Source organism: Ancylobacter sp., assembly GCF_965229075.1.
Classification (GTDB): Bacteria; Pseudomonadota; Alphaproteobacteria; order Rhizobiales; family Xanthobacteraceae; genus Ancylobacter.
In genome coordinates this window covers 2,843,009-2,865,722 of sequence record NZ_CBDDIO010000002.1, presented here as the reverse complement: position 1 = coordinate 2,865,722, position 22,714 = coordinate 2,843,009, and the positions used below count along the sequence as shown (strand labels likewise).

The 22,714-nt window shown below is 68.2% G+C and carries 25 protein-coding genes; 15 read left to right on the top strand and 10 right to left on the bottom strand.

Annotated elements, in window-relative coordinates:
* Positions 1-60: 60 nt before the first annotated feature.
* The gene (locus tag ACO07Z_RS19455; RefSeq protein ID WP_421700221.1) at positions 61-1,266 is read left to right on the top strand and encodes a pyridoxal-phosphate-dependent aminotransferase family protein; all 1,206 of its coding nucleotides are present in this window, start codon (positions 61-63) and stop codon (positions 1,264-1,266) included.
* Between the two features lie 119 nt (positions 1,267-1,385).
* A complete protein-coding gene (locus ACO07Z_RS19450; protein WP_421700220.1) occupies positions 1,386-2,072 on the top strand; it encodes a GntR family transcriptional regulator in 687 nt (228 codons plus the stop codon).
* A gap of 59 nt (positions 2,073-2,131) precedes the next feature.
* Here ACO07Z_RS19450 and ACO07Z_RS19445 read toward each other — a convergent pair whose 3' ends face one another.
* On the bottom strand, positions 2,132-2,728 hold the full coding sequence (locus tag ACO07Z_RS19445) for an FMN-dependent NADH-azoreductase (RefSeq protein ID WP_421700218.1): 597 nt from the start codon (positions 2,726-2,728) through the stop codon (positions 2,132-2,134).
* Between the two features lie 102 nt (positions 2,729-2,830).
* Here ACO07Z_RS19445 and ACO07Z_RS19440 point away from each other — a divergent pair, with 102 nt between their 5' ends.
* The 4 genes from ACO07Z_RS19440 (at position 2,831) to ACO07Z_RS19425 (ending at position 6,193) form a co-directional block, all read left to right on the top strand.
* The gene (locus ACO07Z_RS19440; protein WP_421700217.1) at positions 2,831-3,244 is read left to right on the top strand and encodes a winged helix-turn-helix transcriptional regulator; all 414 of its coding nucleotides are present in this window, start codon (positions 2,831-2,833) and stop codon (positions 3,242-3,244) included.
* A gap of 89 nt (positions 3,245-3,333) precedes the next feature.
* Positions 3,334-4,056, top strand: coding sequence for a GntR family transcriptional regulator (locus ACO07Z_RS19435; protein ID WP_421700216.1), 723 nt, complete (start codon positions 3,334-3,336; stop codon positions 4,054-4,056).
* A gap of 80 nt (positions 4,057-4,136) precedes the next feature.
* Positions 4,137-5,399 carry a CaiB/BaiF CoA transferase family protein gene (locus ACO07Z_RS19430; protein ID WP_421700215.1) on the top strand — a complete coding sequence of 421 codons (1,263 nt, stop codon included), beginning with the start codon at positions 4,137-4,139 and terminating at the stop codon, positions 5,397-5,399.
* Positions 5,396-6,193: an enoyl-CoA hydratase gene (locus ACO07Z_RS19425; protein WP_421700214.1), complete on the top strand. Its 798-nt coding sequence runs from the start codon at positions 5,396-5,398 to the stop codon at positions 6,191-6,193. The genes ACO07Z_RS19430 and ACO07Z_RS19425 overlap by 4 nt, the downstream gene beginning before the upstream one ends.
* Positions 6,194-6,270: 77 nt before the next feature.
* Here ACO07Z_RS19425 and ACO07Z_RS19420 read toward each other — a convergent pair whose 3' ends face one another.
* The 5 genes from ACO07Z_RS19420 to ACO07Z_RS19400 all read right to left on the bottom strand — a co-directional run bounded on the left by ACO07Z_RS19420 (position 6,271) and on the right by ACO07Z_RS19400 (position 11,978).
* Positions 6,271-7,284 carry an amino acid ABC transporter substrate-binding protein gene (locus tag ACO07Z_RS19420; protein WP_421700213.1) on the bottom strand — a complete coding sequence of 338 codons (1,014 nt, stop codon included), beginning with the start codon at positions 7,282-7,284 and terminating at the stop codon, positions 6,271-6,273.
* A 47-nt stretch (positions 7,285-7,331) separates the two neighbouring features.
* On the bottom strand, positions 7,332-7,964 hold the full coding sequence (locus ACO07Z_RS19415) for a L,D-transpeptidase (protein ID WP_421700212.1): 633 nt from the start codon (positions 7,962-7,964) through the stop codon (positions 7,332-7,334).
* A gap of 167 nt (positions 7,965-8,131) precedes the next feature.
* Complete coding sequence (gene xylA / locus ACO07Z_RS19410; RefSeq protein ID WP_421700211.1) at positions 8,132-9,451, bottom strand: xylose isomerase; 1,320 nt, start codon at positions 9,449-9,451, stop codon at positions 8,132-8,134.
* Positions 9,448-10,905, bottom strand: coding sequence for a xylulokinase (gene xylB / locus ACO07Z_RS19405; protein ID WP_421700210.1), 1,458 nt, complete (start codon positions 10,903-10,905; stop codon positions 9,448-9,450). Before xylB ends, xylA begins: the two co-directional genes overlap by 4 nt.
* 35 nt (positions 10,906-10,940) lie before the next feature.
* Positions 10,941-11,978, bottom strand: a complete 1,038-nt coding sequence (locus tag ACO07Z_RS19400; protein WP_421700209.1) for a LacI family DNA-binding transcriptional regulator — start codon at positions 11,976-11,978, stop codon at positions 10,941-10,943.
* 340 nt (positions 11,979-12,318) lie between these two features.
* On the opposite strand from ACO07Z_RS19400, the gene xylF reads away from it, so the two are divergent.
* The 8 genes from xylF to ACO07Z_RS19360 all read left to right on the top strand — a co-directional run bounded on the left by xylF (position 12,319) and on the right by ACO07Z_RS19360 (position 18,934).
* Positions 12,319-13,308 (top strand): D-xylose ABC transporter substrate-binding protein, encoded by a 990-nt coding sequence (gene xylF / locus ACO07Z_RS19395; RefSeq protein WP_421700846.1) that lies wholly within the window; start codon positions 12,319-12,321, stop codon positions 13,306-13,308.
* 100 nt (positions 13,309-13,408) lie between these two features.
* Positions 13,409-14,731, top strand: a complete 1,323-nt coding sequence (locus ACO07Z_RS19390; RefSeq protein ID WP_421700208.1) for a sugar ABC transporter permease — start codon at positions 13,409-13,411, stop codon at positions 14,729-14,731.
* An 11-nt stretch (positions 14,732-14,742) separates the two neighbouring features.
* A complete protein-coding gene (locus ACO07Z_RS19385; protein ID WP_370874115.1) occupies positions 14,743-15,564 on the top strand; it encodes an ATP-binding cassette domain-containing protein in 822 nt (273 codons plus the stop codon).
* An 88-nt stretch (positions 15,565-15,652) separates the two neighbouring features.
* Entirely contained in the window at positions 15,653-16,066 is a 414-nt protein-coding gene (locus ACO07Z_RS19380; RefSeq protein ID WP_421700207.1) for a hypothetical protein, read from the top strand.
* An 81-nt stretch (positions 16,067-16,147) separates the two neighbouring features.
* On the top strand, positions 16,148-16,705 hold the full coding sequence (locus ACO07Z_RS19375) for a copper chaperone PCu(A)C (protein ID WP_421700206.1): 558 nt from the start codon (positions 16,148-16,150) through the stop codon (positions 16,703-16,705).
* A 105-nt stretch (positions 16,706-16,810) separates the two neighbouring features.
* Complete coding sequence (locus ACO07Z_RS19370) at positions 16,811-18,178, top strand: PepSY-associated TM helix domain-containing protein (protein ID WP_421700205.1); 1,368 nt, start codon at positions 16,811-16,813, stop codon at positions 18,176-18,178.
* A 55-nt stretch (positions 18,179-18,233) separates the two neighbouring features.
* Positions 18,234-18,677: a winged helix-turn-helix domain-containing protein gene (locus ACO07Z_RS19365; protein WP_421700204.1), complete on the top strand. Its 444-nt coding sequence runs from the start codon at positions 18,234-18,236 to the stop codon at positions 18,675-18,677.
* Positions 18,678-18,739: 62 nt separating this feature from the next.
* Positions 18,740-18,934, top strand: a complete 195-nt coding sequence (locus ACO07Z_RS19360; RefSeq protein WP_421700203.1) for a hypothetical protein — start codon at positions 18,740-18,742, stop codon at positions 18,932-18,934.
* Here ACO07Z_RS19360 and modC read toward each other — a convergent pair.
* The 4 genes from modC to ACO07Z_RS19340 form a co-directional block, all read right to left on the bottom strand.
* Positions 18,918-20,039, bottom strand: a complete 1,122-nt coding sequence (gene modC / locus ACO07Z_RS19355) for a molybdenum ABC transporter ATP-binding protein (protein ID WP_421700202.1) — start codon at positions 20,037-20,039, stop codon at positions 18,918-18,920. The genes ACO07Z_RS19360 and modC overlap by 17 nt on opposite strands.
* Positions 20,040-20,041: 2 nt before the next feature.
* Entirely contained in the window at positions 20,042-20,731 is a 690-nt protein-coding gene (modB, locus tag ACO07Z_RS19350) for a molybdate ABC transporter permease subunit (protein ID WP_421700845.1), read from the bottom strand.
* Positions 20,732-20,888: 157 nt separating this feature from the next.
* Positions 20,889-21,701 carry a molybdate ABC transporter substrate-binding protein gene (gene modA / locus ACO07Z_RS19345; RefSeq protein WP_421700201.1) on the bottom strand — a complete coding sequence of 271 codons (813 nt, stop codon included), beginning with the start codon at positions 21,699-21,701 and terminating at the stop codon, positions 20,889-20,891.
* Positions 21,702-21,872: 171 nt separating this feature from the next.
* Positions 21,873-22,109 (bottom strand): hypothetical protein, encoded by a 237-nt coding sequence (locus ACO07Z_RS19340; protein WP_307019782.1) that lies wholly within the window; start codon positions 22,107-22,109, stop codon positions 21,873-21,875.
* Positions 22,110-22,406: 297 nt separating this feature from the next.
* Between ACO07Z_RS19340 and ACO07Z_RS19335 the strand changes: the two genes are divergently transcribed.
* Complete coding sequence (locus tag ACO07Z_RS19335) at positions 22,407-22,712, top strand: hypothetical protein (protein WP_421700200.1); 306 nt, start codon at positions 22,407-22,409, stop codon at positions 22,710-22,712.
* The last annotated feature ends 2 nt before the right edge of the window (positions 22,713-22,714 follow it).

The window sequence follows — 22,714 nt, the reverse complement described above, 5'->3', positions numbered from 1 at the left end:
CCGCCCGCTCGCAGCCGTGAAGAGGCGCGCGCATCAGCGCCGACCAAGGGAGAGAAAAAGATGTCCAGCAATGCCGCCCGGGTGGCGGGTCGTCATTTCCTGCAGATTCCGGGCCCCACGCCGGTGCCTGATCGCATCCTGCGCGCGATGGACATGCCGACCATCGACCATCGCGGACCCGAGTTCCAGAAGCTCGGCAAGCGCGTCCTGGAAGGCATGAAGAGCGTCTTCAAGACCGCCAACCCGGTCATCATCTACCCCGCCTCCGGCACCGGCGCGTGGGAAGCCGCGCTCGCCAATGTGCTCTCGCCCGGCGACAAGGTGCTGATGTTCGAGACCGGCCATTTCGCCACGCTGTGGAAGAACATGGCGATCAAGCTCGGCCTCCACCCGGAATTCATCGCCTCCGACTGGCGCATCGGCGCCGATGCCGACGCCATCGAAGCGCGGCTGCGCGAGGACAAGAACCACGACATCAAGGCGGTCTGCGTGGTCCATAACGAGACCTCGACCGGCTGCATCTCGCTCATCCCCGAAGTGCGCAAGGCCATCGACGCCGCCGGTCATCCGGCGCTGCTTCTGGTCGACACCATCTCCTCCCTCGCCTCCATCGACTTCCGCCACGACGAATGGGGCGTCGATGTCACCGTCTCCGGCTCGCAGAAGGGCCTGATGCTGCCGCCCGGCCTCTCCTTCAACGCCCTTTCGCCCAAGGCGCTGGCGGTGGCGAAGAAGTCGACCATGCCCAAGCTGTTCTGGTCGTGGGAGGAAATGCTCCCCCACAATGAGAAGGGCTATTTCCCCTACACGCCCGGCACCAACCTGCTCTACGGCCTCGCCGAGGCCATCGACATGCTGCATGAGGAAGGGCTGGACAACGTCTTCGCCCGCCACGACCGCCATGCCGAGGCCACCCGCCGCGCCGTGCGCGCCTGGGGGTTGGAAGTGCTCTGCCGCGACCCGAAATACTACTCGTCCTCGCTGACCGCCGTGCTGATGCCCGAGGGCCACGACGCCGATGCTTTCCGCGAGAAGACGCTGAACCATTTCGACATGTCGCTCGGCACCGGCCTCACCAAGCTGTCCGGCCGCGTCTTCCGCATCGGCCATCTCGGCGACACCAACGACCTCACCATTCTCGGCGCGCTGTCCGGCGTCGAGATGGGCCTGTCGGTCGCCGGCGTGCCGCATAAGAAGGGTGGTGTGCAGGCGGCGATGGATTACCTCACCGACTGCGCCCGCGGCACGCTCAGCGCCGCCGCGTGACCCTCACGCTCCGGCCGCGCGACCTTCGTTGACCTTGCGAAATTCGCCGGCCGGAGCGATTTAGGGGTAGATTTGCGCAGGTGCCGCGCCGGGTGCGCGGCCATTTGGAGATTCGCCATATGGCGATGTCGGACACGGCGATCATTCCGCGGCGCAGCCTGCATGACGAGCTGGCCGCGCAGCTGCGCGACATGCTCATGCGCGGCGATCTGAAGGCCGGCGACAAGATCTCCGAACAGGCGCTGTGCCAGCGCTTCGGCGTCTCCCGCACCCCGCTGCGCGAGGCGCTGAAGGTGCTGGCCAATGAGGGGCTGGTCATCCTCTCCCCCAATCGCGGCGCCAGCGTCGCCCGCGTCTCGCCCGAGGAGGTGGACGAGCTTTTCCCCATCATGGGCGCGATGGAGGCGCTGGCCGGCGAGGCCGCCTGTGCCCGCGCCACCGATGCCGACATCGCCCGCGTGCAGGCGATGCATGACGAGATGCTGGTGCATTACCGCGCCGGCGACCCGGCGGCCTATCTCCGGCTCAACCGGCGCATCCACGAGGCCTTTTTCGACATCGCCGGCAACCATGCGCTGGCCCAGCTCTACCAGACGCTGATGGTGCGCATCCACGCGGTGCGCTTCGTCGCCCAGAAGTCCAGCGAGCGTTGGCGTGAGGCGGTGGACGACCATGAGGAGATGATGGCCGCGCTGAAGGCCCGCGACGGCGTCCGCCTCGGCGCCATCCTCAAGCTGCACCTGCGCCACAAGGCGGCGATGGTGCATGAATCGCTGGAAGGCACGGATTCGCAGGCGGCGGAGTAGCGCCCTGCCCGTCATCCCCGGCGGCAGCGCCGGGGATGACGCCTCAAGGCTTTTGAGCCTCACGCCGCCTTCAGCGCCGCCGCATCCTTCAGCGCGGCTTCGAGCGCCGCCTCGCGCCGGCCGGCGGCGATGCCCTCGGCGATGATGAATTCCGGCTCGACCCCGATGAAGCCGAATACCCAGCGCAGATAAGTCTCGGCGTGCTCGGCCACGGCGGCGAAGGACGGATCGGCATAGCTGCCGCCGCGCGCCAGCGCCACGATCACCCGCTTGCCCTTGGCGAGCCCCTCCACCGCACCGCCCGCGCCATAGGCGAAGGTCTTGCCCGGCACGAGGATGCGGTCGATCCAGGCGCGCAGCTGGGTGGGGACCGAGAAATTGTACATCGGCGCGCCCATCACCACGATGTCGGCGGCGAGGAAGTCGTCGAGCGCCTGCTGGCTCGCCGCATCGCCCTTGCCGCCGGACAGCGGATGATCGGCCGGCATGGAGGCCGGCGTCGCGTGCGGCAGCGGGTCAGCGGCGAGATCGCGATACACCACGGCGAGCGACGGATCGGCCGCGGTGAGCCGCGCCACGATGGCGGCGCTGACCTGCCGGCTCACCGAATGGTCGCCGAGAATGGAGGAATTGAGGTGAAGGAGGGTCTTGGACATGATGCCACCGTGATTGGCTGGTTACGATTTGTAACTGACCCAACTAGATACCTGCGCTAAACTCCGCAAGAACGCACATGACTCACCCTGAGGCACACGGAAGTGACTGAGGAACATCCACCTTTCCACACCGAGGGCTGCCTCGCGGTCAGCCGCGTGCTCGCGCGCGTCGGCGACAAATGGAGCGTGCTCATCGTCATGCTGCTGGCCGGCGGGCCGCGCCGCTTCAACGAGATGAAGCGCATGGTCAACGGCATCTCCCAGCGCATGCTCACCCTCACCTTGCGCGGGCTGGAGCGCGACGGGCTGGTGTCGCGCACGGTCTACCCCACCATTCCGCCGCGCGTCGATTATGAGCTGACCCCGCTGGGCCATTCGCTGCGTGGCCCGGTGATCGCGCTCGGCCAGTGGGTGGAAGCGAACCTCGTCGAGATCGCGCAGGCGCAGGCGGCGTTCGACCGGCGCACCCTGCCCGATCCCGACGAACGGCCGCTCCAACGCGCGGCGGGGCTGTGACCGCGTCGCCGGGGGTGCGCCCCAACGATAATTATTGATGCAATTCATTCGTCGCGCTAGGCTGAACGCTCACCGCGCCGGAAACGCCTATGCCCTCCGCACCGATCATCCGTCATTCCCTGCACGAATCGCTCGTCGCTCCGCTGCGCGAGATGATCCTGCAGGGTGAATTGCGGCCGGGGGAAAAGGTGCCGGAGGAACAGCTATGCGAGCGCTTCGGCGTCTCGCGCACCCCCATCCGCGAAGCGCTGAAGGTGCTGGCGGCGGAAGGGGTGCTGCAAATCCTGCCGCATCGCGGCGCCATCGTCGCCCGTATCACCGAGGAGCAGATCGAGGAGCTTTTCCCGATCATGGCCTCGCTGGAGCGACTGGCCGGCCTGCTCGCCTGCGCCCGCGCCACCGATTACGACATCGCCCGCGTGCGCACCCTGCACGACGCCATGATGGGGCATTTCGAGAGGGACGAGGAGGCGGAGTATCTGCGGCACAACCGTCTGATCCACGAAGCCTTTTTCGCCATCGCCGGCAATGCCACCCTCTCCGCCTATTACCAGCAGATCCTTACCCGCATCCATGCCTGCCGCTTCGTGGTGCGCAAGAGCCGCTATCACTGGGCGGCGGCGGTGGAGGAACACAAGGCGATGATCGAGGCCCTGGAGGCGCGCGACGCCCCGCGCCTCGGCGCGCTGATGGAGCGCCACGTCATGGGCACCACCGCCGGTATTGCCCGCGCCTTCATCGAGCGGACGCGCGCGGGCGCCGGAGACGCTTCCCCGCGCGGCGGGTCCGTGCCGGCCTCCCAGGAGGCCTGAGCCACGCGCTCCACATGGCGGACGTGAACGACCAATCTGTAATTATTGATTTTAAATCATCAGTGAGCGGAGAGAGACCCATGAGCGATGTTCTCGATCAGGCGCCGCCGGACGCCGCGCCGGCCTCCGAGGCCGCGAAAGCGCCGCGGCCGCTGCCGCTCGCCGGCGTGCGGGTGCTCGATGTCAGCCAGGTGATGGCCGGCCCCTATAGCTGCATGCTGCTGGGCGATCTCGGCGCCGATGTCATCAAGATCGAGCCGCCCGGCACCGGCGACCAGACGCGAGGCGCCATGGGGTTCAAGATGAAGGGCCCGGATTCCATGGGCTTCCTCAACATGAACCGCAACAAGCGCTCCGTCGCCCTCAACCTCAAGAGCGAGGCCGGGCGCGAGGCCTTCTATGAGCTGGTGAAGACCGCCGACATTCTGGTCGAGAACTACCGGCCCGGCGTGATGAAGAAGCTGAAATGCGATTATGAGACGGTGCGGGCCTATAATCCCCGCCTCGTCTATGCCTCCATTTCCGGCTTCGGCCAGACCGGCCCCTGGGCCGGCCGCCCCGGCTTCGATCTGATGGCGCAGGCCATGTCGGGCGTGATGAGCGTCACCGGCCATCCCGGCGGCCCGCCCGTGAAGGCCGGCGTGCCGGTGGCCGACATCGGCTGCGGCCTGTTCGCCACTTATGCCGTGCTCGGCGCCTATATCGGCGCCAAGAACACCGGCGAGGGCCAGTATATCGACGCCTCGCTGTTCGAGGCGGCGCTCGCCTTCTCCGTCTGGGACATTTCGGAATATTGGGGACGCGGCACCGAGCCGATCCCGCTCGGCACCGCCAACCGCATGACCGCGCCCTATCAGGCGGTGAAATCGCAGGACGGCTATTTCGTCATGGGCGCCACCAGTCAGAAGCTGTGGCTACAGTTGTGCGAGACGCTAGAGCGGCCGGATCTGGCCGCCGATCCGCGCTTCGCCACCATCCCCGACCGGCTGGACAATCGCGAGGCCCTCATCGCCGAGCTGGAAAAGACCTTCGTCACTCGCTCGTCCGACGAGTGGGTGGAAACCCTGCTCGCCGTCGGCATCCCCGCCGGCACCATGTACACCTACCCCCAGGCCTTCGAGAGCGAGCATGGCCGCCACCGGCAGATGCGGATGGAGATCGACCACCCGCACGAGGGCAAGGTGTCGAATATCGGCTTCGCGGTGAAGCTCACCGGCACGCCGCAGCAGGTGCGCCTTCACCCTCCGCTTCTCGGCCAGCACACGGACGAGGTGCTGCGCGAGATTGGCCTCGACGAAGCGGCGGTGGAAAGCCTCACCACTCGCGGAGCCTTCGCCCCATGAGCGCCCCCGACACCGCAAGCCCCTCCCCCACTGAGGGCCGCGTCCGCTTCTCCTGCGAAGGCGCGGTCGCTCACCTCGTCTTCGACCGCCCCGCTGCTCGCAATGCGATGAGCTGGCGCATGTATGAGGAGATGGCGCAGGCCCTCGCCGCCATCGCGGCCGATCCCGCCATCCGCGTCGCGGTGATGCGCGGCGCCGGCGGCAAAGCCTTCGTCGCCGGCACCGATATCGAGCAGTTCCGCGGCTTCTCCGGCGAGGATGGCCTCGCCTATGAGGCGAAGGTCGAGCACTATATGCGGCTGGTGGAACAGCTTCCCGTGCCCACCGTCGCGGTGGTGGAAGGCTGGGCGGTCGGCGGCGGCATGGCCATTGCCAATGCCTGCGATTTCCGCCTGGCGACGCCGGGCACCCGCTTCGGCGTGCCCATTGCCCGCACGCTCGGCAATTGCCTGTCGGCGGCAAATCTACGGCGGCTGGTCGCCACGCTCGGGCTCGGCATGGTCCGCCGCATGCTGCTGGCGGCGGAAACACCGACGGCGGAGGAAATGCCGCCGGGCTATGTCGCGATCCACGCCCCCGAAGCGCTGGACGCTGCGGTGGACGCGCTGTGTGTGCGCCTCGCGGCCCACGCGCCGCTCACCCTGCGCGTCACCAAGCAGATGCTGGATCGCCTCGCCCACGATCCCGGTGCGGCCGACGCCGACCTCGTGCGGGAAATCTATGGCAGCGCGGATTTCCGCGAAGGGGTGGACTCGTTCCTCGCCAAGCGCCCGGCACAGTGGCGCGGGGCGTAATCCCTTTTCCTTACGTCCCAACTGAAAAAGCCGGCGCCCTATCCGGGTCGCCGGCTCTCATTTCGGCCGTCAGGCGGTCAGCGGATCGGCGGCGCGTACTGGATGCCGCCGGTGCTCCACAGCTGGTTGATGCCGCGCGGAATGCCGAGCGGCGACTGCGCGCCGACATTGCGCTCGAACACTTCGCCGTAATTGCCGACGCTCTTGACGATGCGCATGGCCCAGTCCTTGGTCAGGCCCAGCTTCTCGCCATAGGCACCGTCCGAGCCGACGAAACGCTGCACGTCGGGCTTAGTGGACTGCGCCGCCTGGTCGAGCGTCGCGGTGCTGATGCCGAGTTCCTCCGCGTTCACCAGCGCGTAGAAGCTCCACTTGACGATGTTCAGCCAATTGTCGTCGCCCTGGCGCACCACCGGGCCGAGCGGCTCCTTGGAGATGACGTCGGGCAGCACGACATAGTCGGCGGGCTTCGGCAGCTTGAGCCGCAGCGCATAGAGCTGCGACACGTCGGTGGTCAGCACGTCGCATTTGCCGTCGGCATAGGCCTTCACCACCTCGTCGACGGTCGGAAGCTGGATCAGTTCCAGCTCCATCTTGTTCTGCTTGAAATAGTCCTGCGCGTTGAGGGCGCTGGTCGTGCCGGCCTGGGTGCAGACCTTGGAGCCGCCGAGTTCCAGCGCGCCCATCACATTCTTGGCCGCCGGCACCATGAAGCCCTGGCCGTCATAATAGGACACGGCGGCGAACAGCAGGCCGAGATCGGCCTCGCGCTGCATGGTCCAGGTGGAGTTGCGCGAGAGCAGATCGACCTCGCCCTTCTGCAGAGCGGGGAAGCGCGCCTCGGCCGAAAGCGGCACATATTCCACCTTGCTGGCGTCATCGAAGATCGCCGCCGCCACCGCCTTGCAGAAATCGACATCGAAGCCCGACCACTGGCCCTTGTCGTCCTTGGCGGAGAAGCCGGCGAGGCCCTGACTGACGCCGCATTTCAGCGTGCCGCGCGCCTTTACATCCGCCAGCGTGCCCGCCTGCGCGAAGCCGGCCGAAAGCAGAACGCCGGCGGCGGCCAGCGCGGTTGCGATCCTGTTCATCTTTCCCCCAATGTCGATCGAAAGCCGGGCGGCGAGCGCTGACGCGCTCACAGCTCGGGCGCCTGCCGGATGACCACCTTCGTCCCCACCGGGACGCGGTTATACAGGTCCTGCACATCGGCATTGACCAGCCGGAAGCAGCCGGACGAAATCGCCATGCCGATGGTGTTCGGCATGTTGGTGCCGTGGATACGGTAGACGGTGGAGCCGAGATAGAGCGCGGCGGCGCCCATCGGGTTGCCCGGCCCACCGGCCATGAAGCGTGGCAGATAGGGCTGGCGCTGGATCATCTCCGGCGGCGGCGTCCAGTCCGGCCATTCCGCCTTGCGGCTCACCTTCTGCAACCCGGCCCACTGGAAACCGTCGCGGCCGACGCCAATGCCGTAGCGCAGCGCCCGGTTGTCGCCGAGCACGAGATAGAGGAAGCGCTCATTAGTGTGGACGATGATCGTCCCCGGCGGCTCATTGGTGCGGAAATACACCGGCTGGCGGCGGAACGCCGGGTCCAGCTGTTCCTCGCCCGGCGCGGGCACATAGCCCGGCTTTTCCGGCACGTCGACGATCTGGTTGCCCATTCCGGCGGCAGGCCGCATCTGCGCGGCGGCCGGGCCGAGGGGAAGCGCGAGGGCCAGCGCCAGCGCTGCCCCAATCAGGCCTGCTCCCACATGATGAAGACGCATCTCGTCATTTCCCCTCTGAGAACCGGGCGCACGCGCTCGCGCGCCGCCGAGTCACGGGTCGCTCCCTGGGACGGGATCGAAAGAGGATTATGACCTAAAGTCAATCACTGTTTGATGAAATCTGCGCCAGCCGTGCCGGCGCAGATCGTGTGGCAGAGCGTCAGCGCTCAGCGCAGGTAGCTGCCCACCAGCGCTTCCAGCCGCTCCTGCCGGCCGGAGCGCGGCTGCGGGTCGAGCCCTTCCGCCGCGACGCGGGCGGCGATCGCTTCCAGCGAGCTGTCGGCGGCGAGCATCGCCTTGTTGGCGGGCGCCTCCCAGCCGGCATAGCGCTCATTGACCGCCTTCTGCAGTGCGCCGTCCTCGATCATGTCGGCGGCGATCAGCAGGGCGCGCGCGCACACATCCATGGCGGCCGCATGGGCGATGACGAGGTCTTCCGGCTCGATCGACTGGCGCCGCACCTTGGCATCGAAATTGGTGCCGCCGGTGGTGTAGCCGCCCGCGCGCAGGATTTCGTACATGGCGAGCGCCGTGTCCTCGACATTGGTCGGGAACTGGTCGGTGTCCCAGCCGGACTGGGCGTCCCCCTTGTTCATGTCAATGGAGCCGAAAATGCCGAGCGCCGCCGCCATGGCGATCTCGTGCTCGAAGCTGTGGCCAGCGAGCGTGGCGTGGTTGGCCTCGATATTGACCTTCACTTCCTTCTCAAGCCCGGCGCGGCAGAGCAGGCCGTACACGGTGGAGACATCGAAGTCGTACTGGTGCTTGGTCGGCTCCTGCGGCTTCGGCTCGATAAGGATCGTGCCCTTGAAGCCGATCTTGTGCTTGTGCTCGACCACCAGGTTGAGGAAGCGGCCCATCTGGTCGAGTTCGCGCTTGAGATCGGTGTTGAGCAGCGTCTCATAGCCCTCGCGGCCGCCCCACAGCACATAGTTCTCGCCGCCCAGCTCATGGGTGACTTCCAGCACGTTCTTCACCTGCGCGGCGGAATAGGCGAACACGTCCGGGTCCGGATTGGTCGCCGCGCCCGACATGAAGCGCCGGTTGGAGAACAGGTTGGCCGTGCCCCAGAGCAGCTTGGTCTTCGAGGTTTCCATCTTCTTGGCGAAGATGTCGGCGATGGCGCGGACGTTGGCGTTGGATTCCGCCAGCGTCTTGCCTTCGGGGGCAATGTCGCGGTCATGGAAGGCGAAGAACGGTACGTCGAGAATGTCGAACAGCTCGAACGCCACATCCGCCTTGGCGCGGGCCAGTGCCAGCTCATCCGTGCCGTGCATCCACGGGCGCAGGAAGGTCTCACCGCCGAAGGGGTCGCCGCCCGGCCAGGTGAAGCTGTGCCAATAGGCGACGGCGAAGCGCAGATGGTCCTCCATCCGCTTGCCCAGCACCACCCGGTCCTTGTCGTACCAGTGGAAGGCGAGCGGGTCCCGGCTCTCGGGGCCCGCATATGTCAGCTTGTCGATGGAAGGGAAGAAGCGGGCGGTCATGAGGTCACTCCCTTGAGCGCGGGGTACAGCGCCTTGTAGAGCGCGTGGCGTTCCGCATAGGCCTGTTGAAGAACGGGATCGGGTTCGATGGTCTCAAGGCGGCGCGGCGGCAGGCAGATCTCCGCCGGGCTCTCGCCGGTCGCCGCCATGCGGGCGAGGCGCGCGGCGCCGAAGGCCCCGCCGCGCTCGCCATCCTCGATCCGGTTGAGCGGAATGCCGAGCACGCTCGCCAGCACCGCGATCCAGAAGCGCGAGCGCGAGCCGCCGCCGATGACATCGGCCTGGGTCAGGCGCGTGCCGGCGGCAGTCAGCGCGTCGAGGCAGTCCTTGAAGGCGAAGGACACGCCCTCCAGCACCGCCTGGGTCAGCGCCGCGCGCCCGGTATCGTGGTCCATGCCGATGAAGGCGGCGCGGATCGCGGTGTCGTTGTGCGGGGTGCGCTCGCCGGAGAGATAAGGCAGGAAGGTGGCGCGCGAGGGCGCCTTGGGCGTGTCGCCCAGCGGCGCCAGCAGATCGCCCGGCGCCTCCTTCGCCAGTTCCGCCCACCAGCCCAGCGCCGAGGCGGCGGAAAGGATGACGCCCATCTGGTGCCAGGTGGCGGGAATGGCGTGGCAGAAGGCGTGGACGCTCGACTGCGGATTGGGCGCGTAGCGATCCGTCGTCGCCCACAAAACGCCCGAGGTGCCGAGCGAGACGAAGGCGTCATTGGCGCCGATGGCGCCGAGCCCGATGGCGCCGGCGGCATTGTCGCCCGCCCCGCCCGCGAGCACCGGCGGCGTGTCCATGCCCCAGCGCGCCGCCAGTTCCGGCTTGATCCGCCCGGCCGCCGCGCTGCCCTCGACGAGGCGCGGCATGTGCTCGCGCGAGAGGAAAGTGGCGGCGAGTGCCTCGTCCGACCAGTCGCGCCGGCCGACATCGAGCCACAGCGTGCCTGAGGCGTCCGACATCTCCTCCACCATCTCGCCGGTCAGGCGGTAGCCGACATAGGCCTTGGGCAGCAGCACCTTGGCCGTGCGGGCGAACAGGTCCGGCTCATGCTTGCGCACCCACAATAGCTTGGGCGCGGTGAAGCCGGGGAAAGCGAGATTGCCGGCGACCTGGTGCAGCGCCGGGAAGCGTTCTTCAAGCTCGCGGCATTCGGCGGAGGAGCGCCCGTCATTCCAGAGAATGGCGGGGCGCAGCACCTTGCCGAACGCGTCGAGCAGTACCGCGCCGTGCATCTGGCCGGAGAGACCGATGCCACGCACGGCGGCGAGCGCCGCCGGCTGTTCCGCCTTCAGCTTGTCGATGCTGGCGAGCGTCGCCTGCCACCAGTCCTCCGGGCTCTGTTCGCTGAAGCCCGGCTGCGGACGGGAGATCGCCAGCGGCGTCTCCGCCGTCGCGAGGACGTTCTGCCCGTCATCGACGAGCACCGCCTTGATGGCGGAGGTTCCAATATCGAGGCCGAGATACATGCCTCACACCCTTTCGGCACAACGGAGAAGGAAGGTCACGGCAGGTTGTCCCGCACGAAGATGTCGATGCGGATGCGCTCCTGCTCGTTCAGCAGCGGCTCGCCGGCGCAATGGGCCAGAAGCACCCGGGCGGCCGAGCGCGACTGGTGCCCGGCATCCTGGTTGATCACCGCGTCCATCACCCCGCGCAGCAGGAAGCGCCGCGTGTCGTCGGTGAGGTCGTGGCCAATGAAGATGAGGTCGCCAGCGCGGTTGGCGGCGGAGACCGCCGCGGCGATGCCGCGATTACCGGCGCCGACATTGTAGACGCCGACGAGGTCCGGCACCTCGCGCAGCATCTGCGAGACGATGGTCTCATTGCGCTCGTCCTCGTCGAGGCTCTCGCGCACCGGCAGAACCTTCAGCGCCGTGTATTCGCCGGCCATCACCTGGGTGAAGCCGAACTGCCGCTCGGCATGGTCGCGCAGGGCCGGCGTGCCGACGATGAGGCCGATGGAGCCGCGCCGCCCGCGGGCGAAGCGGCCGAGCAGGGTGGCGGCAGTGCGCCCGGCGGCGATGTTGTCGATGCCAACATAATGCAGGCGGTGCGAGGACGGCACGTCCGACACCAGCGTCACCACGGCGATGCCGGAAGCCGCGAGGTCATCGATCGCCGCCCGCACGCGCGGATGGTCGAGGGCGACCACCGCCACCCCGTCATAATGGCCAATCAACCCCTCAAGCGCCGTCGCCAGCGTTTCCGGCGCGAACACGTCGACGCGCAGCGTGTCGATATAGGCGTTGTTGGCGGCCAGCCAGCTCGCCGTGTTCGCCACATGCTCGGCCAGCATGCGCATGAACACATTGGCGCCGGCCGGCAGAACGAAGCAGAACCGATAGGTTTCTCCCCGCGCCAGCCGGGCGGCGGCGAGGTTCGGGCGGTAGCCGAGGCGGGCCACCGCCTGCTTCACCCGCTCCGCCGTGATGCCACGCACCCCCGCGCGGCCATTGAGCACGCGGTCGGCGGTGGCCAGCGAAACGCCGGCCTCCCGGGCGACATCTTGCAGGGTTATGCGCGAAACACCTCTGGACATGGCCTCATGTTGCCCTCAAAATCTGAGGTACGCAACTCAGGCTGTGGACCGCCGCTTTAGACCAAAGATCGACAAGCGCCCGGCATCACGATTTGTTACCTTGACCATCAGCACCTCGGTAAGCGAGGTGAAACCGTACCGCCGGCGTCCTCGCTGGCCAACCACTTGACGGCGATCGGATCTGAATGAGGTTCGAACGTCAGGATAACGACCGCGGCAGGCGTCGCCCTTCGGGGCGGCACGCCCAGCCACCGGCACCCGGCCTGTCGCACCCCTTTGGGAGGAATAGATGAATCTGAAACTGACGATTTCCGCCGTGGCCCTCACCACGGTCCTGGCGATGGGCGCCGCCCATGCGCAGCAGCCGGTGGTCGGCGTGAGCTGGTCGAACTTCCAGGAAGAGCGCTGGAAGACCGACGAGACCGCGATCAAGAAGGCGCTCGACGCCGCCGGCGCCAAGTACATCTCGGCCGACGCGCAGTCCTCCGCCGCCAAACAGCTCTCCGATGTCGAGGCGCTGATCGCCCAGGGCGCCACCGCCCTCATCATCCTGGCGCAGGATTCCGACGCCATCGCACCCGCCATTACCAAGGCGCAGAACGAGGGCATCCCGGTGGTCGGCTATGACCGGCTGATCGAGAATCCCTATGCCTATTACATCACCTTCGACAACAAGGAAGTCGGCCGCCTGCAGGCCGCCGAGGTGATGAAGGTGAAGCCGAAGGGCAATTACATCTTTATCAAGGGCTCGGCCTCCGATCCCAATGCCGACTTCCTGTTCTCCGGCCAGATGGAAGTGTTGAAGCCCTCCATTGACAAGGGCGACATCAAGAATGTCGGCGAGGCGTACACGGACAGCTGGCTCCCGGCCAATGCCCAGCGCAACACCGAGCAGATGCTGACCGCCAACAACAACAAGGTCGACGCCGTCGTCGCCTCCAATGACGGCACTGCCGGCGGCGCCATCGCCGCGCTCGCCGCCCAGGGCCTCGCCGGCTCGGTGCCGGTGTCCGGCCAGGACGCCGATTTCGCCGCGCTGAACCGCATCGCGCTCGGCACCCAGACGGTGTCGGTGTGGAAGGATTCGCGCGAACTCGGCAAGCGCGCCGCCGAAATCGCCATCGACCTCGCCAAGGGCACCGATCCCAAGGCGGTGAAGGGCACCACCACCTTCACCGGCGGCCCGAAGGGCGTGGCGATGAACTCCACCTTCCTCAAGCCCGTGCCGATCACCAAGGACAATCTCGACGTGATCATCGAAGCCGGCTGGGTGCCGAAGGCGACGGTCTGCCAGGGCGTGAAGCCCGGCACGGTGAAGGCCTGCAACTGATCCGGCAACCGCCGGTCCGGTAACGATCCGCGCGGCGGGGGCTCACCCCGCCGCTGCGCAGGCGTCACCGCACCCAGCGCGCGGCGGGGAGAGAACGCTCATGACAGACACCACCACCACGACGCCGGCCCCCGCCCCACGGGCCACCGGCTCCACCCCCGCTGCCGCGCCCACCAGCTTCATCGGCGCGCTGGAAATCGATGTCCGCTTCCTCGGCATGCTCGGCGCCCTCGCCGTCATCTGGGTGGTGTTCGATTTCCTCGCCGGCGGCACGTTCCTCACCGCCCGCAATCTCTGGAACCTCTCGGTCCAAAGTTCCTCCATCGCCGTCATGTCGACCGGCATGGTGCTGGTGATCGTGATGCGCCACATCGACCTGTCGGTGGGCTCCATCCTCGGCGTCACCGGCATGATCATGGCGGTGTTCCAGGTCAATTACCTGCTGCCGACCTTCGGCTTCAACCACCCCGCGGTGATCGTCCTCACCCTCGCCGCCGGCATCGGCATCGGCGCCGCCATCGGCGCGCTGCACGGCTTCGTCATCGCCTATCTCGGCGTGCCGGCATTCATCGTCACGCTGGGAGGCCTGCTCGTGTGGCGCGGCGCCGCCTGGGCGGTGGCCGAGGGCAAGACGATCCCGCTGGTCGACGACAATTTCAAGCTGCTCGGTGGCGGTGCCAATGGCTCGGTCGGTGAGATGTGGAGCTGGGTGATCGCCGTCATCGCCTGCCTCGCCATCGCCTTCGCCGCAGTGCAGGCGCGCCGCCAGCGCCAGCGCTTCCACTTCCCGCTGAAGCCGGTCTGGGCCGAGTTCACGCTCGTCATTTCCGGCTGCCTCGCCGTGATCGCGGCGACGCTGGTGGTCAACGCCTACACGCTGCCCCCGGCGCTCGCCCGCCGCTATGCCGAGGCCGCCGGCCTCACCGTGCCGCCGGAGGGCCTGTCGATCAGCTTCGGCTACGCCATTCCCGTGCTGGTGGCGGTCGCGGTCGGCATCGTCATGACCTTTGTGACCACCCGCACCCGCTTCGGCCGCTATGTCTTCGCCATTGGCGGCAATCCGGAGGCGGCGGAACTTGCCGGCATCAACACCAAGCGCGTGACGCTGGCCGTGTTCGCGCTGATGGGCGCGCTCGCCGCCATCGGCGCCGCCATCTCCACCGCCCGCCTCAACTCGGCGACCAATGCGCAGGGCACGCTGGACGAGCTGTACGTCATCGCGGCGGCGGTCATCGGCGGCACCTCGCTCGCCGGCGGCTCCGGCACCATCGTCGGCGCCATGGTCGGCGCGCTGGCCATGCAGAGCCTGCAGTCGGGCATGGTGCTGATGCGCGTCGACACGCCCTATCAGAACATCGTGGTCGGCATCGTGCTGGTCGTCGCCGTGTGGATCGACACGGTCTATCGCAAGCGGATCAAGTGAGGAGCGCGACCATGAACGCTGTCACGTCGCCCGTCGCCAATCCTGGCGCCTCCCGCATGACCGGCACCCCTGCCGTCGACATGCGCGACATCTGCATCTCCTTCGGCGGCATCCGTGCCGTCGACGGGGTCTCGGTCGATCTCTATCCCGGCGAGGTCGTCGGCCTGCTCGGCCATAACGGCGCCGGCAAGTCGACGCTGATCAAGATCCTCGCCGGCGCCTATCGCCCGGATGCCGGCGAAATCCGCATCAATGGCGAGAAGGCCGATATCGGCAATCCGCGCGATGCCAAGCGCTACGGCATCGAGACCATCTACCAGACCCTCGCCCTCGCCGATAATGTCGACGCCGCCGCCAATCTCTTCCTCGGCCGCGAACTGATGACCCCCTGGGGCACGCTCGACGACGTGGCCATGGAGGCAGCGACGCGCGAGGTGATGGGCCGGCTCAACCCGAACTTCCGCAAGTTCAAGGAGCCGGTGCGCGGCCTCTCCGGCGGCCAGCGCCAGTCCGTGGCGATCGCCCGCGCCATCCACTTCAACGCCAAGATCCTGATCATGGACGAGCCCACCGCCGCGCTCGGCCCGCAGGAAACGGCGCAGGTGGCCGAGCTGATCAAGCAGCTCAAGGCCGAGGGCATCGCCATCTTCCTCATCAGCCACGACATCCACGACGTGTTCGACCTCGCAGACCGGGTGAGCGTGATGAAGAACGGCAAGCTGGTCGGCACCGCCCGCACCTCGGACGTGACCAAGGACGAGGTGCTCGGCATGATCATCCTCGGCAAGAGTCCGCCCGGCGCACTGGCCGGCCCGGGCGCCGCCGCCGACTGATCCCCCGACGCGGGGGTTGGGGAGCGGCGGCGTGCCGCTGTTCCGGCCCCTCCCCGCCTGTGTTATGACGCGGGTAAGGGAGCACGCCGTGTCCGCAGCCGACACCACCGCCAAGCCCATCCGCCCCGCCGACGCACCGTTGCGCCGGCTGGCGCTGGTGCTTGCCGTCGCCTATGTGCTGGTGCTGCAGGCGCTTCTCGGCGGCATGGCGAGCGGCGCTCACGCGGCCGGCTTCCTCACCGTCGACGCCTTCGGCCAGACGCTGTGCCTCAATAGCCATGGCGCACCCGACGCGCCGGGCGAATCCGGGCGCCACACCCCTGATTGCTGCCTCACCGGCTGCCAGAGCGCGCCCGCCAGCGCCCTGCCGCCGCCCGTAGCGACGACGCCCGTGCTCCCGGCCAGCCCTGCGCAGGCGCGCACGCTGGCGCCGCGCACCGCCCGCCTCGCTTTCGCTCCCGAGCGCTCGCCCCGCCATACAAGGGCCCCTCCCGCCGCCTGACGCCGGAACACGCCTTCACCGTCAGTCAATGCGCCGGCCGTGTGCGCGGAACGCGCCCGCCGGCAGCCCGGGAGACCTCACATGATCACCACCATTCTGCGTCGCGCCCTTCGCCGCACCGAGGACCGCGTCGGCTTCGCCCTCCTCGCCGCCGCCTTCGGCCTGCTCGTCATGCAGCCCGCCTTCGCCCATGAGTACAAGATCGGCAGTCTCGAAATCGAGCACCCCTGGGCGCGCATGACCCCGGCCGGCGCCAAGGTCGGCGGCGGCTACCTCACCATCGAGAATGAGGGCAAGGAGGCCGACCGCCTCGTCTCCGCCACCGCCGAGGTGGCCGGGCGCGTCGAAATCCACGAAATGGCCGTCAAGGACGGCGTCATGACCATGCGCATGCTGCCCGACGGGCTGGAAATCCCGGCCGGCGGCGAGGCCAAGCTGGCGCCCGGCGGCTTCCATCTCATGCTGATGGACCTGAAGCAGCCGCTGAAGGAAGGCGAGAGCTTCAAGGGCACGCTCACCTTCGCCAAGGCCGGCACGGTGAATGTCTCGTTCAAGATCGAGGGTATGGCCGGGCCGAAGGGTTCGGAAGCCGCCGGTCAGGACGGCCACAGCCACCAGCACGGCACCCCCGCCAACTGATCCTCATCAGCGGATCGCCCGCCGCGCGCCTTGAGACCGGCCCTCGCTTGTGAGGGCCGGGGCTCGGCGCGTGCCGTGGCGCGCCCCTTTTCCGGAACCTTTCCGATGAACACCACGACTCTGTCTGCCGACCGCACGCTCGGCGCCGAGGAACGCTCGGCCAATCTCTACCGCGCCGTGTGGCGCTGGCACTTCTATGCCGGCCTGCTGGTGCTGCCCTTCATGATCCTGCTGGCGGTGACCGGCGGGCTCTATCTCTTCCGCGAGGAGATCGACAATGTCTGGCACCACCAGCTGAAAGTCGTCGAGGCCCGCTCCACGCCGGTGGAGGCGCCCAGCGCCTGGATCGACGCCGCGCTGAAGGCCCGCCCCGGCACGGCGCTGAAGATCATCTCGCCGGTCGACCCCACCGCCTCGGCGGAAGTGGTGATCAAGACCGCCGAGGGCGCCCGCCGCTCGGTCTATGTCGACCCCTATGATTCGCGCGTGCTCGGCGAGTTGCCGGATCGCGGCACCATCATGTGGCTGATGCGGCGGCTGCACAGCCTGGCCGAGTTCGGCCCCATCGCCAACGGCATCATCGAGATCGTCGGCGGCTGGTCGATCCTGCTGGTCGCCACCGGCTTCTATCTCTGGTGGCCGCGCAAACAGGCCGGCGGCGTGGTGAGCGTGCGCGGCACGCCGGGCAAGCGCATCTTCTGGCGCGATGTTCACGCCGTCACCGGCGCCTTCGCCGGCCTTGCCATCGGCTTCATGTCGCTGTCCGGCATGCCGTGGTCGGTGCTGTGGGGCGCCAAGGTGAATGAATGGGCCAACAGCTCCAATTACGGATATCCCTCCGGCCTCTACGTCAACGTGCCGATGTCCGACGAACATCTCGCCCACGCCAACGGCCCCACCACCTGGTCGCTGGAACAGGCGAAGATGCCGGAATCGACCCCGGCCCCCGGCGCGCCCATCGGCATCGACAAGGCGGCGGCGATCGTGAACGGTCTGGGCGTCTCGCCAGGCTACACGCTGAGCCTGCCGGGCGGTCCCACCGGTGTCTACTCCGCTACGGTCTATCCCGACGACCTGTCCAAGCAGCGCGTCGTGCATCTCGACCAGTACACCGGCAAGCCGCTGATCGACTTCTCCTATGCCGATTACGGCCCGGCGGCGAAGGCGATGGAATGGGGCATCAACTTCCACATGGGCCAGGAATTCGGTCTGGCGAACCAGCTGTTCCTGCTGGCCATCTGCCTCGCCATTATTCTGATGGCGGTCTCGGCCGGAGTGATGTGGTGGAAGCGCCGGCCGGCCGGCTCGCTCGGCGTGCCGCCCGCGCCCACCAGCGCCGGAGTGATGTGGGGGCTGATCGCCATCATGGCCGTGGTCGGGGTCATCTTCCCGCTGGTCGGCGCCTCGCTGGTGGTAATGGTGGCGCTTGACCTCGTCTTCGCCCGCCGCCGTCCGAAGCTGCGCACCGCCTGAGCGGGTTCCAGCCGCGCGCCTCTTCCCCTAACATTGCGCGGGGCAAGGGGCGCGCATGGCCGGAACGAAGACAAGGACTGCCGACACGGACAGCACCGCCGACGATGACGGCGCGGGAGGGGCCAAGCCCCCTCCGCGCGACGGGCTGTTCATCCGCGTCTATTTCGGCGATGGGCGCCATCTCGGCCCCGGCATGATCGAACTGCTGGAGGCGATCCGCCGTGAACGCTCCATTCTCTCCGCCGCCCGCCGGCTCGGCATGAGCTATCGCCGCGCCTGGCTGCTGGTGGACGAGATCGGCCGCAATTTCCGCCAGCCGGTGGTCGAAACCCATCCCGGCCGGCGCGGCCATGGTACTGATCTCACCGCTTTTGGCGAAAGGCTGATCGCGCTCTATCGCGAGGTGGAGCGCGCCAGCGCCGCCGCCAGCCGGAACGCGGTGGACGAACTGCGCGCCGCGCTGGCGCCGCAGGACGAAGAGACGGGCAAGCACGGGTAGCGGGGAACCCGCGAGCGCCCCGCTCGTTGTCCACCGTCGGGCGATTCGCCTTGGGGGACACCATGCAGACGCTGCTCATCGTCATTCTGATTCTCGTCGTCCTCAGCGGCTTCGGCGTGTTCCGCGCCCGCTCGGCCCGGCTGCGCCTGGTGCTGATCGTGCTGACCATCGGCCTGCTGATCCTCGCGGTCATCGGCTTTGTGCGCGACGAGCAGGCGGTCGGACCCGGCGTGGCGCCGATCATTCAGGCGCCGTAAGCCCGCCGGGACTGAGGAAGTCCGGGTTTCGGCTGTCCACCGCCACCGATTTCACCATCGCCCACACATCGAGCCCCGGCCGCAGCGCCAGCCGCGCCGCGCTTTCGCGCGTCACCATGGAGGCGAGGCGGACGCCACCGACGATGAGGCCGACATCGGCATAAGGCCCTTCCTGCGCCACGACCTGCTCCACCACCGCCGGCAACAGGTTGGACACCGACACGCCTTCGGGCTTGGTCAGCGCAATGGCGACATCGCGCGCCCGCACCCGCGCCCGCACCTTCTCCCCCACCGCGCGGTCCACCTGCGGCACGCGCAATTCCCCGCCGGCAAAGACGAGGCTGGACAGGGCGAGATCGGCATCGTGCCGGCTGACGACGCATTCCAGCAGCGTGCCGAGGTCGAAGCGCCCGACCACCGGCAGCATTTCCGGCCGTGAGAGCACCTGCGCCACCGGCCCCGCCGCCACCTGCCGCCCCTCGCGCAGCGCCACCAGCGTGTCGGCGAGGCGCAGCACCTCGTCGAGCGAATGGCTGACATAGAGGATGGGCAGGCGCATCGTGTCGCGCAGCCGCTCCAGATAGGGCAGAATTTCCGCCTTGCGCGCCTCATCCAGCGCCGCCAGCGGCTCGTCCATCAAGAGAAGGCGCGGCTGCGCCAGCAGCGCCCGGCCGATGGCGACGCGCTGGCGCTCGCCGCCGGAGAGCGTGTGCGGCCGGCGCGCTAGGAGATGGCCGATGCCGAGCAATTCCACCACCGCCTCGAAGCGGATCGGGCGCTCCGCCGCCCGGCTGCGGCGCTCACCATAGCGCAGATTGCCCTCGACCTTGAGATGCGGGAACAGCCGCGAATCCTGGAAGACATAGCCGACGCGTCGCGCCTCTATCGGCACGTCGATGCCGCGCGCGGCGTCGAAGAACACCTCGCCCCCGACCACGATGCGCCCGGCATCGGGCCGCACCACGCCGGCCACCGCCTGAATGATGGTGGTCTTGCCGGCACCGGAGCGGCCGAACAGCGCGGTGACGCCCTCCGCCGGCACGGCGAAGCCGCAATCGAGCGCGAAACCGCCCGGCCGGGCGAGGCGCAGATCAACCTCGATCATGCCTATCCCCGCCCGATCATGACGCGGATGCGCCGGTCGACAAGGCTCGCCAGCAGCAGCGAGCCGAGCGCCAGCACCACCGAGACCAGCGTGAGCCGCAGCGCCATGGCGTCGCCATCGGGCATATGGGTGGCGCTGTAAATGGCGAGCGGGATTGTGCGGGTCTGTCCCTCGACATTGGAGACGAAGGTGATGGTGGCGCCGAACTCGCCCAGCGCCGAGGCAATGGCGAGCAGCGCGCCGGAAAGGATACCCGGCAGCATCAGCGGCAGCGTCACCGAGAAGAACACGTCGAGCCGTGACGCGCCGAGCGTGCGCGCCGCTGTCTCCAGTCCCCGGTCCACCGCCTCCAGCGCCAGGCGGATGGCGTTGACGGTGAGCGGAAAGCTCACCACCGCCGCCGCCACCGTCGCCCCCGCCGTGGTGAAGATCAGCCGGATGCCGAACCAGGCGTCGAGATACTGGCCGAGAAAGCCGCGCGCGCCGAGGCTGACGAGCAGCAGATAGCCTACCACCACCTTCGGCAGCACGAGCGGGAGATAGACCAGCCCGTCGAGCAGGCTCTTGCCGGGAAAGCGCGCCCGCGCCAGCACGAAGGCGGTGAGCACCGCGAGCGGCAGGCTCCAGAAGGTCGCCCAGAACGCCACCCGCAGGCTGAGCGCGACGGCGGTCCATTCCTCGGGGGTGAGCATGTTCATCCGACGTCGTCATCCCGGCCGCAGGCGAAGCCGGAGAGCCGGGATCGCATGGTCACATCGCTTCCCGCGATCCCGGAGACGGCCTGACGGCCGTTCCGGGATGACGCATTGATTCAGCACGCACCCGGCCCGCCACCGGGCGCACGACGCCTCACTTCACCACGAAGCCGTACCTGGCGTACACCACCTTCGCCTCCGGCCCGGTCAGGAAGTCGAAGAAGGCCCGCGTCGCCGGGTTGTCCTGGCCCTTGACGATCTCGAACGGGTATTCCACCGGCGGATGGCTGCCGGCCGGGAAGGTGGCGACCACCTTCACATTCTTCGCCACTGCCGCGTCGGTGGAATAAACGATGCCGGCGGCCGCCTCGCCGCGCTCCACCAGCGCCAGCGCCGCGCGCACGCTCTCGGCGCCGACGACGCGGTCCTTCACCTTGTCCCAGGCGCCGAGAGTGGTCAGCGCGGTCTTGGCATAGATGCCGATCGGCACGCTGTCGGTAAGGCCGGTGGCGATGCGGCCATCGGCGCCGAGAAATGCCATCCAGTCGAACGAGGCGTCGAGCGTCACCGGCTTCGCCGCATCCGCCGGCATGATGAGCACGAGGCTGTTGCCGATCGGGGTGACGCGGGTGGCCTTCAGCGTCAGGTCCTTGCCCTCGGAATAGTCCATCCACTTCGTGTCGGCGGAGGCGAAGATGCCCGCCGGCGCGCCGGCCTCCAGCTGCTTGGCCAGCGCCGAGGAGGCGGCGAAGGAGAAGGCGATCTCCGTGCCGGTCTTCGCCTTGTAGAGCTTGCCGATATCCTGGAACGCATTGGTCAGGCTGGCGGCGGCGAAGACGGTGACGGGCGCCTCGGCCCGCACGGGCACGGGGAGCGCTGTGCCGAGAAGGGCGGCGACGGCGGCAGCGACGCCCCCCATGGCGAGGCTTCGCAGGACATGGCGACGGGATGGCAGGCGTGACGACATGGCGGGGTCTTTCTTATATCCGGCGATATACATGTATCCGTCCATATACATGATTAGCCGCACGATGCCAGCCCGCCGTGCCCGGCTTATCGCCGGGCGCGGCGGAGGGTTCTTTCACCGGAGTTGAGAAAACCGCCGCACGTCAGTTGCGCGCGAAGGTTCCGGGCGGCTTCAGTCGATCATGCCGGTATGGCGCGCCGTGGCGGCGGCCACCTGTTCGGCGGCGCTCAGCAGTTCCAGCGCCGGCACGTCGCCCCGGCCACAGGTCACCTGCGGCCCGCCGCGCATCCGCCGCCGGCCGCTGGCATCTTCTTCCAGCGCGAATTCGTAAATGTGGTGGGCGACGCGGTGCATCACCCGGACGGTCGAAGGCGAGAGCGTGACTACGTCGAAATCGGCGTGCGGCATGGTCGTCTCCTCCCTCTGCCCGTCCGCGCGCGGACGGGGCGGCCGCGTTAGCGCGGCTCGGTTGTCGGCGTCCGCCCTGCGGCGGAATGGAGCAGGAACTTTCGTCGAATAATGGCGTTCCGACAATGGTAAATCCGCAGGTTGCGCCGCTTTGTTGCGCCCGGGCCAGCGGCACGCGCGCGGATTTACCTGCAACGGCCCCGCCTGCGGGCATCCCGTGAAGCCATGCCTCGTGGACTGGGCGACGTTGTCGGGCTCTCCGATACCCCGCCGGGCCACCAAGCCGGAGAAGCGTAAATGAGCCGAAACATGATGCTGATCGTGGCTGCGATCGTCCTGGTGATCGCCGCCTATGCCGCCGTCCAATATTCCGGGCGGATGACAACCCAGCCCACGGAAAACCCGACCCCGCCTGCCGCACAGCCCTCGGTTCCCCCGGCTGCCGATCCCATCACCCCGCCGCCGCCCGCGCCGGAAGCCACCCTGCCGCCGCCGAATGATCCGGCCGTGCAGCCCTCGACCCCGCCGGCCGAGTCGCCGGAACCCGCGCCCGCCACTCCGGCCGAGCCGGCTCCGTCTGCCCCGGCGCCCGCGAACCCGTAAGG

Bases quoted from the DNA above. Each gene is read 5' to 3' on its own strand.
- ACO07Z_RS19455 (WP_421700221.1), top strand. From the start codon at position 61: ATGTCCAGCAATGCCGCCCGGGTGGCGGGTCGTCATTTCCTGCAGATT.
- ACO07Z_RS19450 (WP_421700220.1), top strand. From the start codon at position 1,386: ATGGCGATGTCGGACACGGCGATCATTCCGCGGCGCAGCCTGCATGAC.
- ACO07Z_RS19445 (WP_421700218.1), bottom strand. From the start codon at position 2,728: ATGTCCAAGACCCTCCTTCACCTCAATTCCTCCATTCTCGGCGACCAT.
- ACO07Z_RS19435 (WP_421700216.1), top strand. From the start codon at position 3,334: ATGCCCTCCGCACCGATCATCCGTCATTCCCTGCACGAATCGCTCGTC.
- ACO07Z_RS19430 (WP_421700215.1), top strand. From the start codon at position 4,137: ATGAGCGATGTTCTCGATCAGGCGCCGCCGGACGCCGCGCCGGCCTCC.
- ACO07Z_RS19425 (WP_421700214.1), top strand. From the start codon at position 5,396: ATGAGCGCCCCCGACACCGCAAGCCCCTCCCCCACTGAGGGCCGCGTC.
- ACO07Z_RS19420 (WP_421700213.1), bottom strand. From the start codon at position 7,284: ATGAACAGGATCGCAACCGCGCTGGCCGCCGCCGGCGTTCTGCTTTCG.
- ACO07Z_RS19415 (WP_421700212.1), bottom strand. From the start codon at position 7,964: ATGCGTCTTCATCATGTGGGAGCAGGCCTGATTGGGGCAGCGCTGGCG.
- xylA (WP_421700211.1), bottom strand. From the start codon at position 9,451: ATGACCGCCCGCTTCTTCCCTTCCATCGACAAGCTGACATATGCGGGC.
- xylB (WP_421700210.1), bottom strand. From the start codon at position 10,905: ATGTATCTCGGCCTCGATATTGGAACCTCCGCCATCAAGGCGGTGCTC.
- ACO07Z_RS19400 (WP_421700209.1), bottom strand. From the start codon at position 11,978: ATGTCCAGAGGTGTTTCGCGCATAACCCTGCAAGATGTCGCCCGGGAG.
- xylF (WP_421700846.1), top strand. From the start codon at position 12,319: ATGGGCGCCGCCCATGCGCAGCAGCCGGTGGTCGGCGTGAGCTGGTCG.
- ACO07Z_RS19390 (WP_421700208.1), top strand. From the start codon at position 13,409: ATGACAGACACCACCACCACGACGCCGGCCCCCGCCCCACGGGCCACC.
- ACO07Z_RS19385 (WP_370874115.1), top strand. From the start codon at position 14,743: ATGAACGCTGTCACGTCGCCCGTCGCCAATCCTGGCGCCTCCCGCATG.
- ACO07Z_RS19375 (WP_421700206.1), top strand. From the start codon at position 16,148: ATGATCACCACCATTCTGCGTCGCGCCCTTCGCCGCACCGAGGACCGC.
- ACO07Z_RS19370 (WP_421700205.1), top strand. From the start codon at position 16,811: ATGAACACCACGACTCTGTCTGCCGACCGCACGCTCGGCGCCGAGGAA.
- ACO07Z_RS19365 (WP_421700204.1), top strand. From the start codon at position 18,234: ATGGCCGGAACGAAGACAAGGACTGCCGACACGGACAGCACCGCCGAC.
- ACO07Z_RS19360 (WP_421700203.1), top strand. From the start codon at position 18,740: ATGCAGACGCTGCTCATCGTCATTCTGATTCTCGTCGTCCTCAGCGGC.
- modC (WP_421700202.1), bottom strand. From the start codon at position 20,039: ATGATCGAGGTTGATCTGCGCCTCGCCCGGCCGGGCGGTTTCGCGCTC.
- modB (WP_421700845.1), bottom strand. From the start codon at position 20,731: ATGCTCACCCCCGAGGAATGGACCGCCGTCGCGCTCAGCCTGCGGGTG.
- modA (WP_421700201.1), bottom strand. From the start codon at position 21,701: ATGTCGTCACGCCTGCCATCCCGTCGCCATGTCCTGCGAAGCCTCGCC.
- ACO07Z_RS19340 (WP_307019782.1), bottom strand. From the start codon at position 22,109: ATGCCGCACGCCGATTTCGACGTAGTCACGCTCTCGCCTTCGACCGTC.
- ACO07Z_RS19335 (WP_421700200.1), top strand. From the start codon at position 22,407: ATGAGCCGAAACATGATGCTGATCGTGGCTGCGATCGTCCTGGTGATC.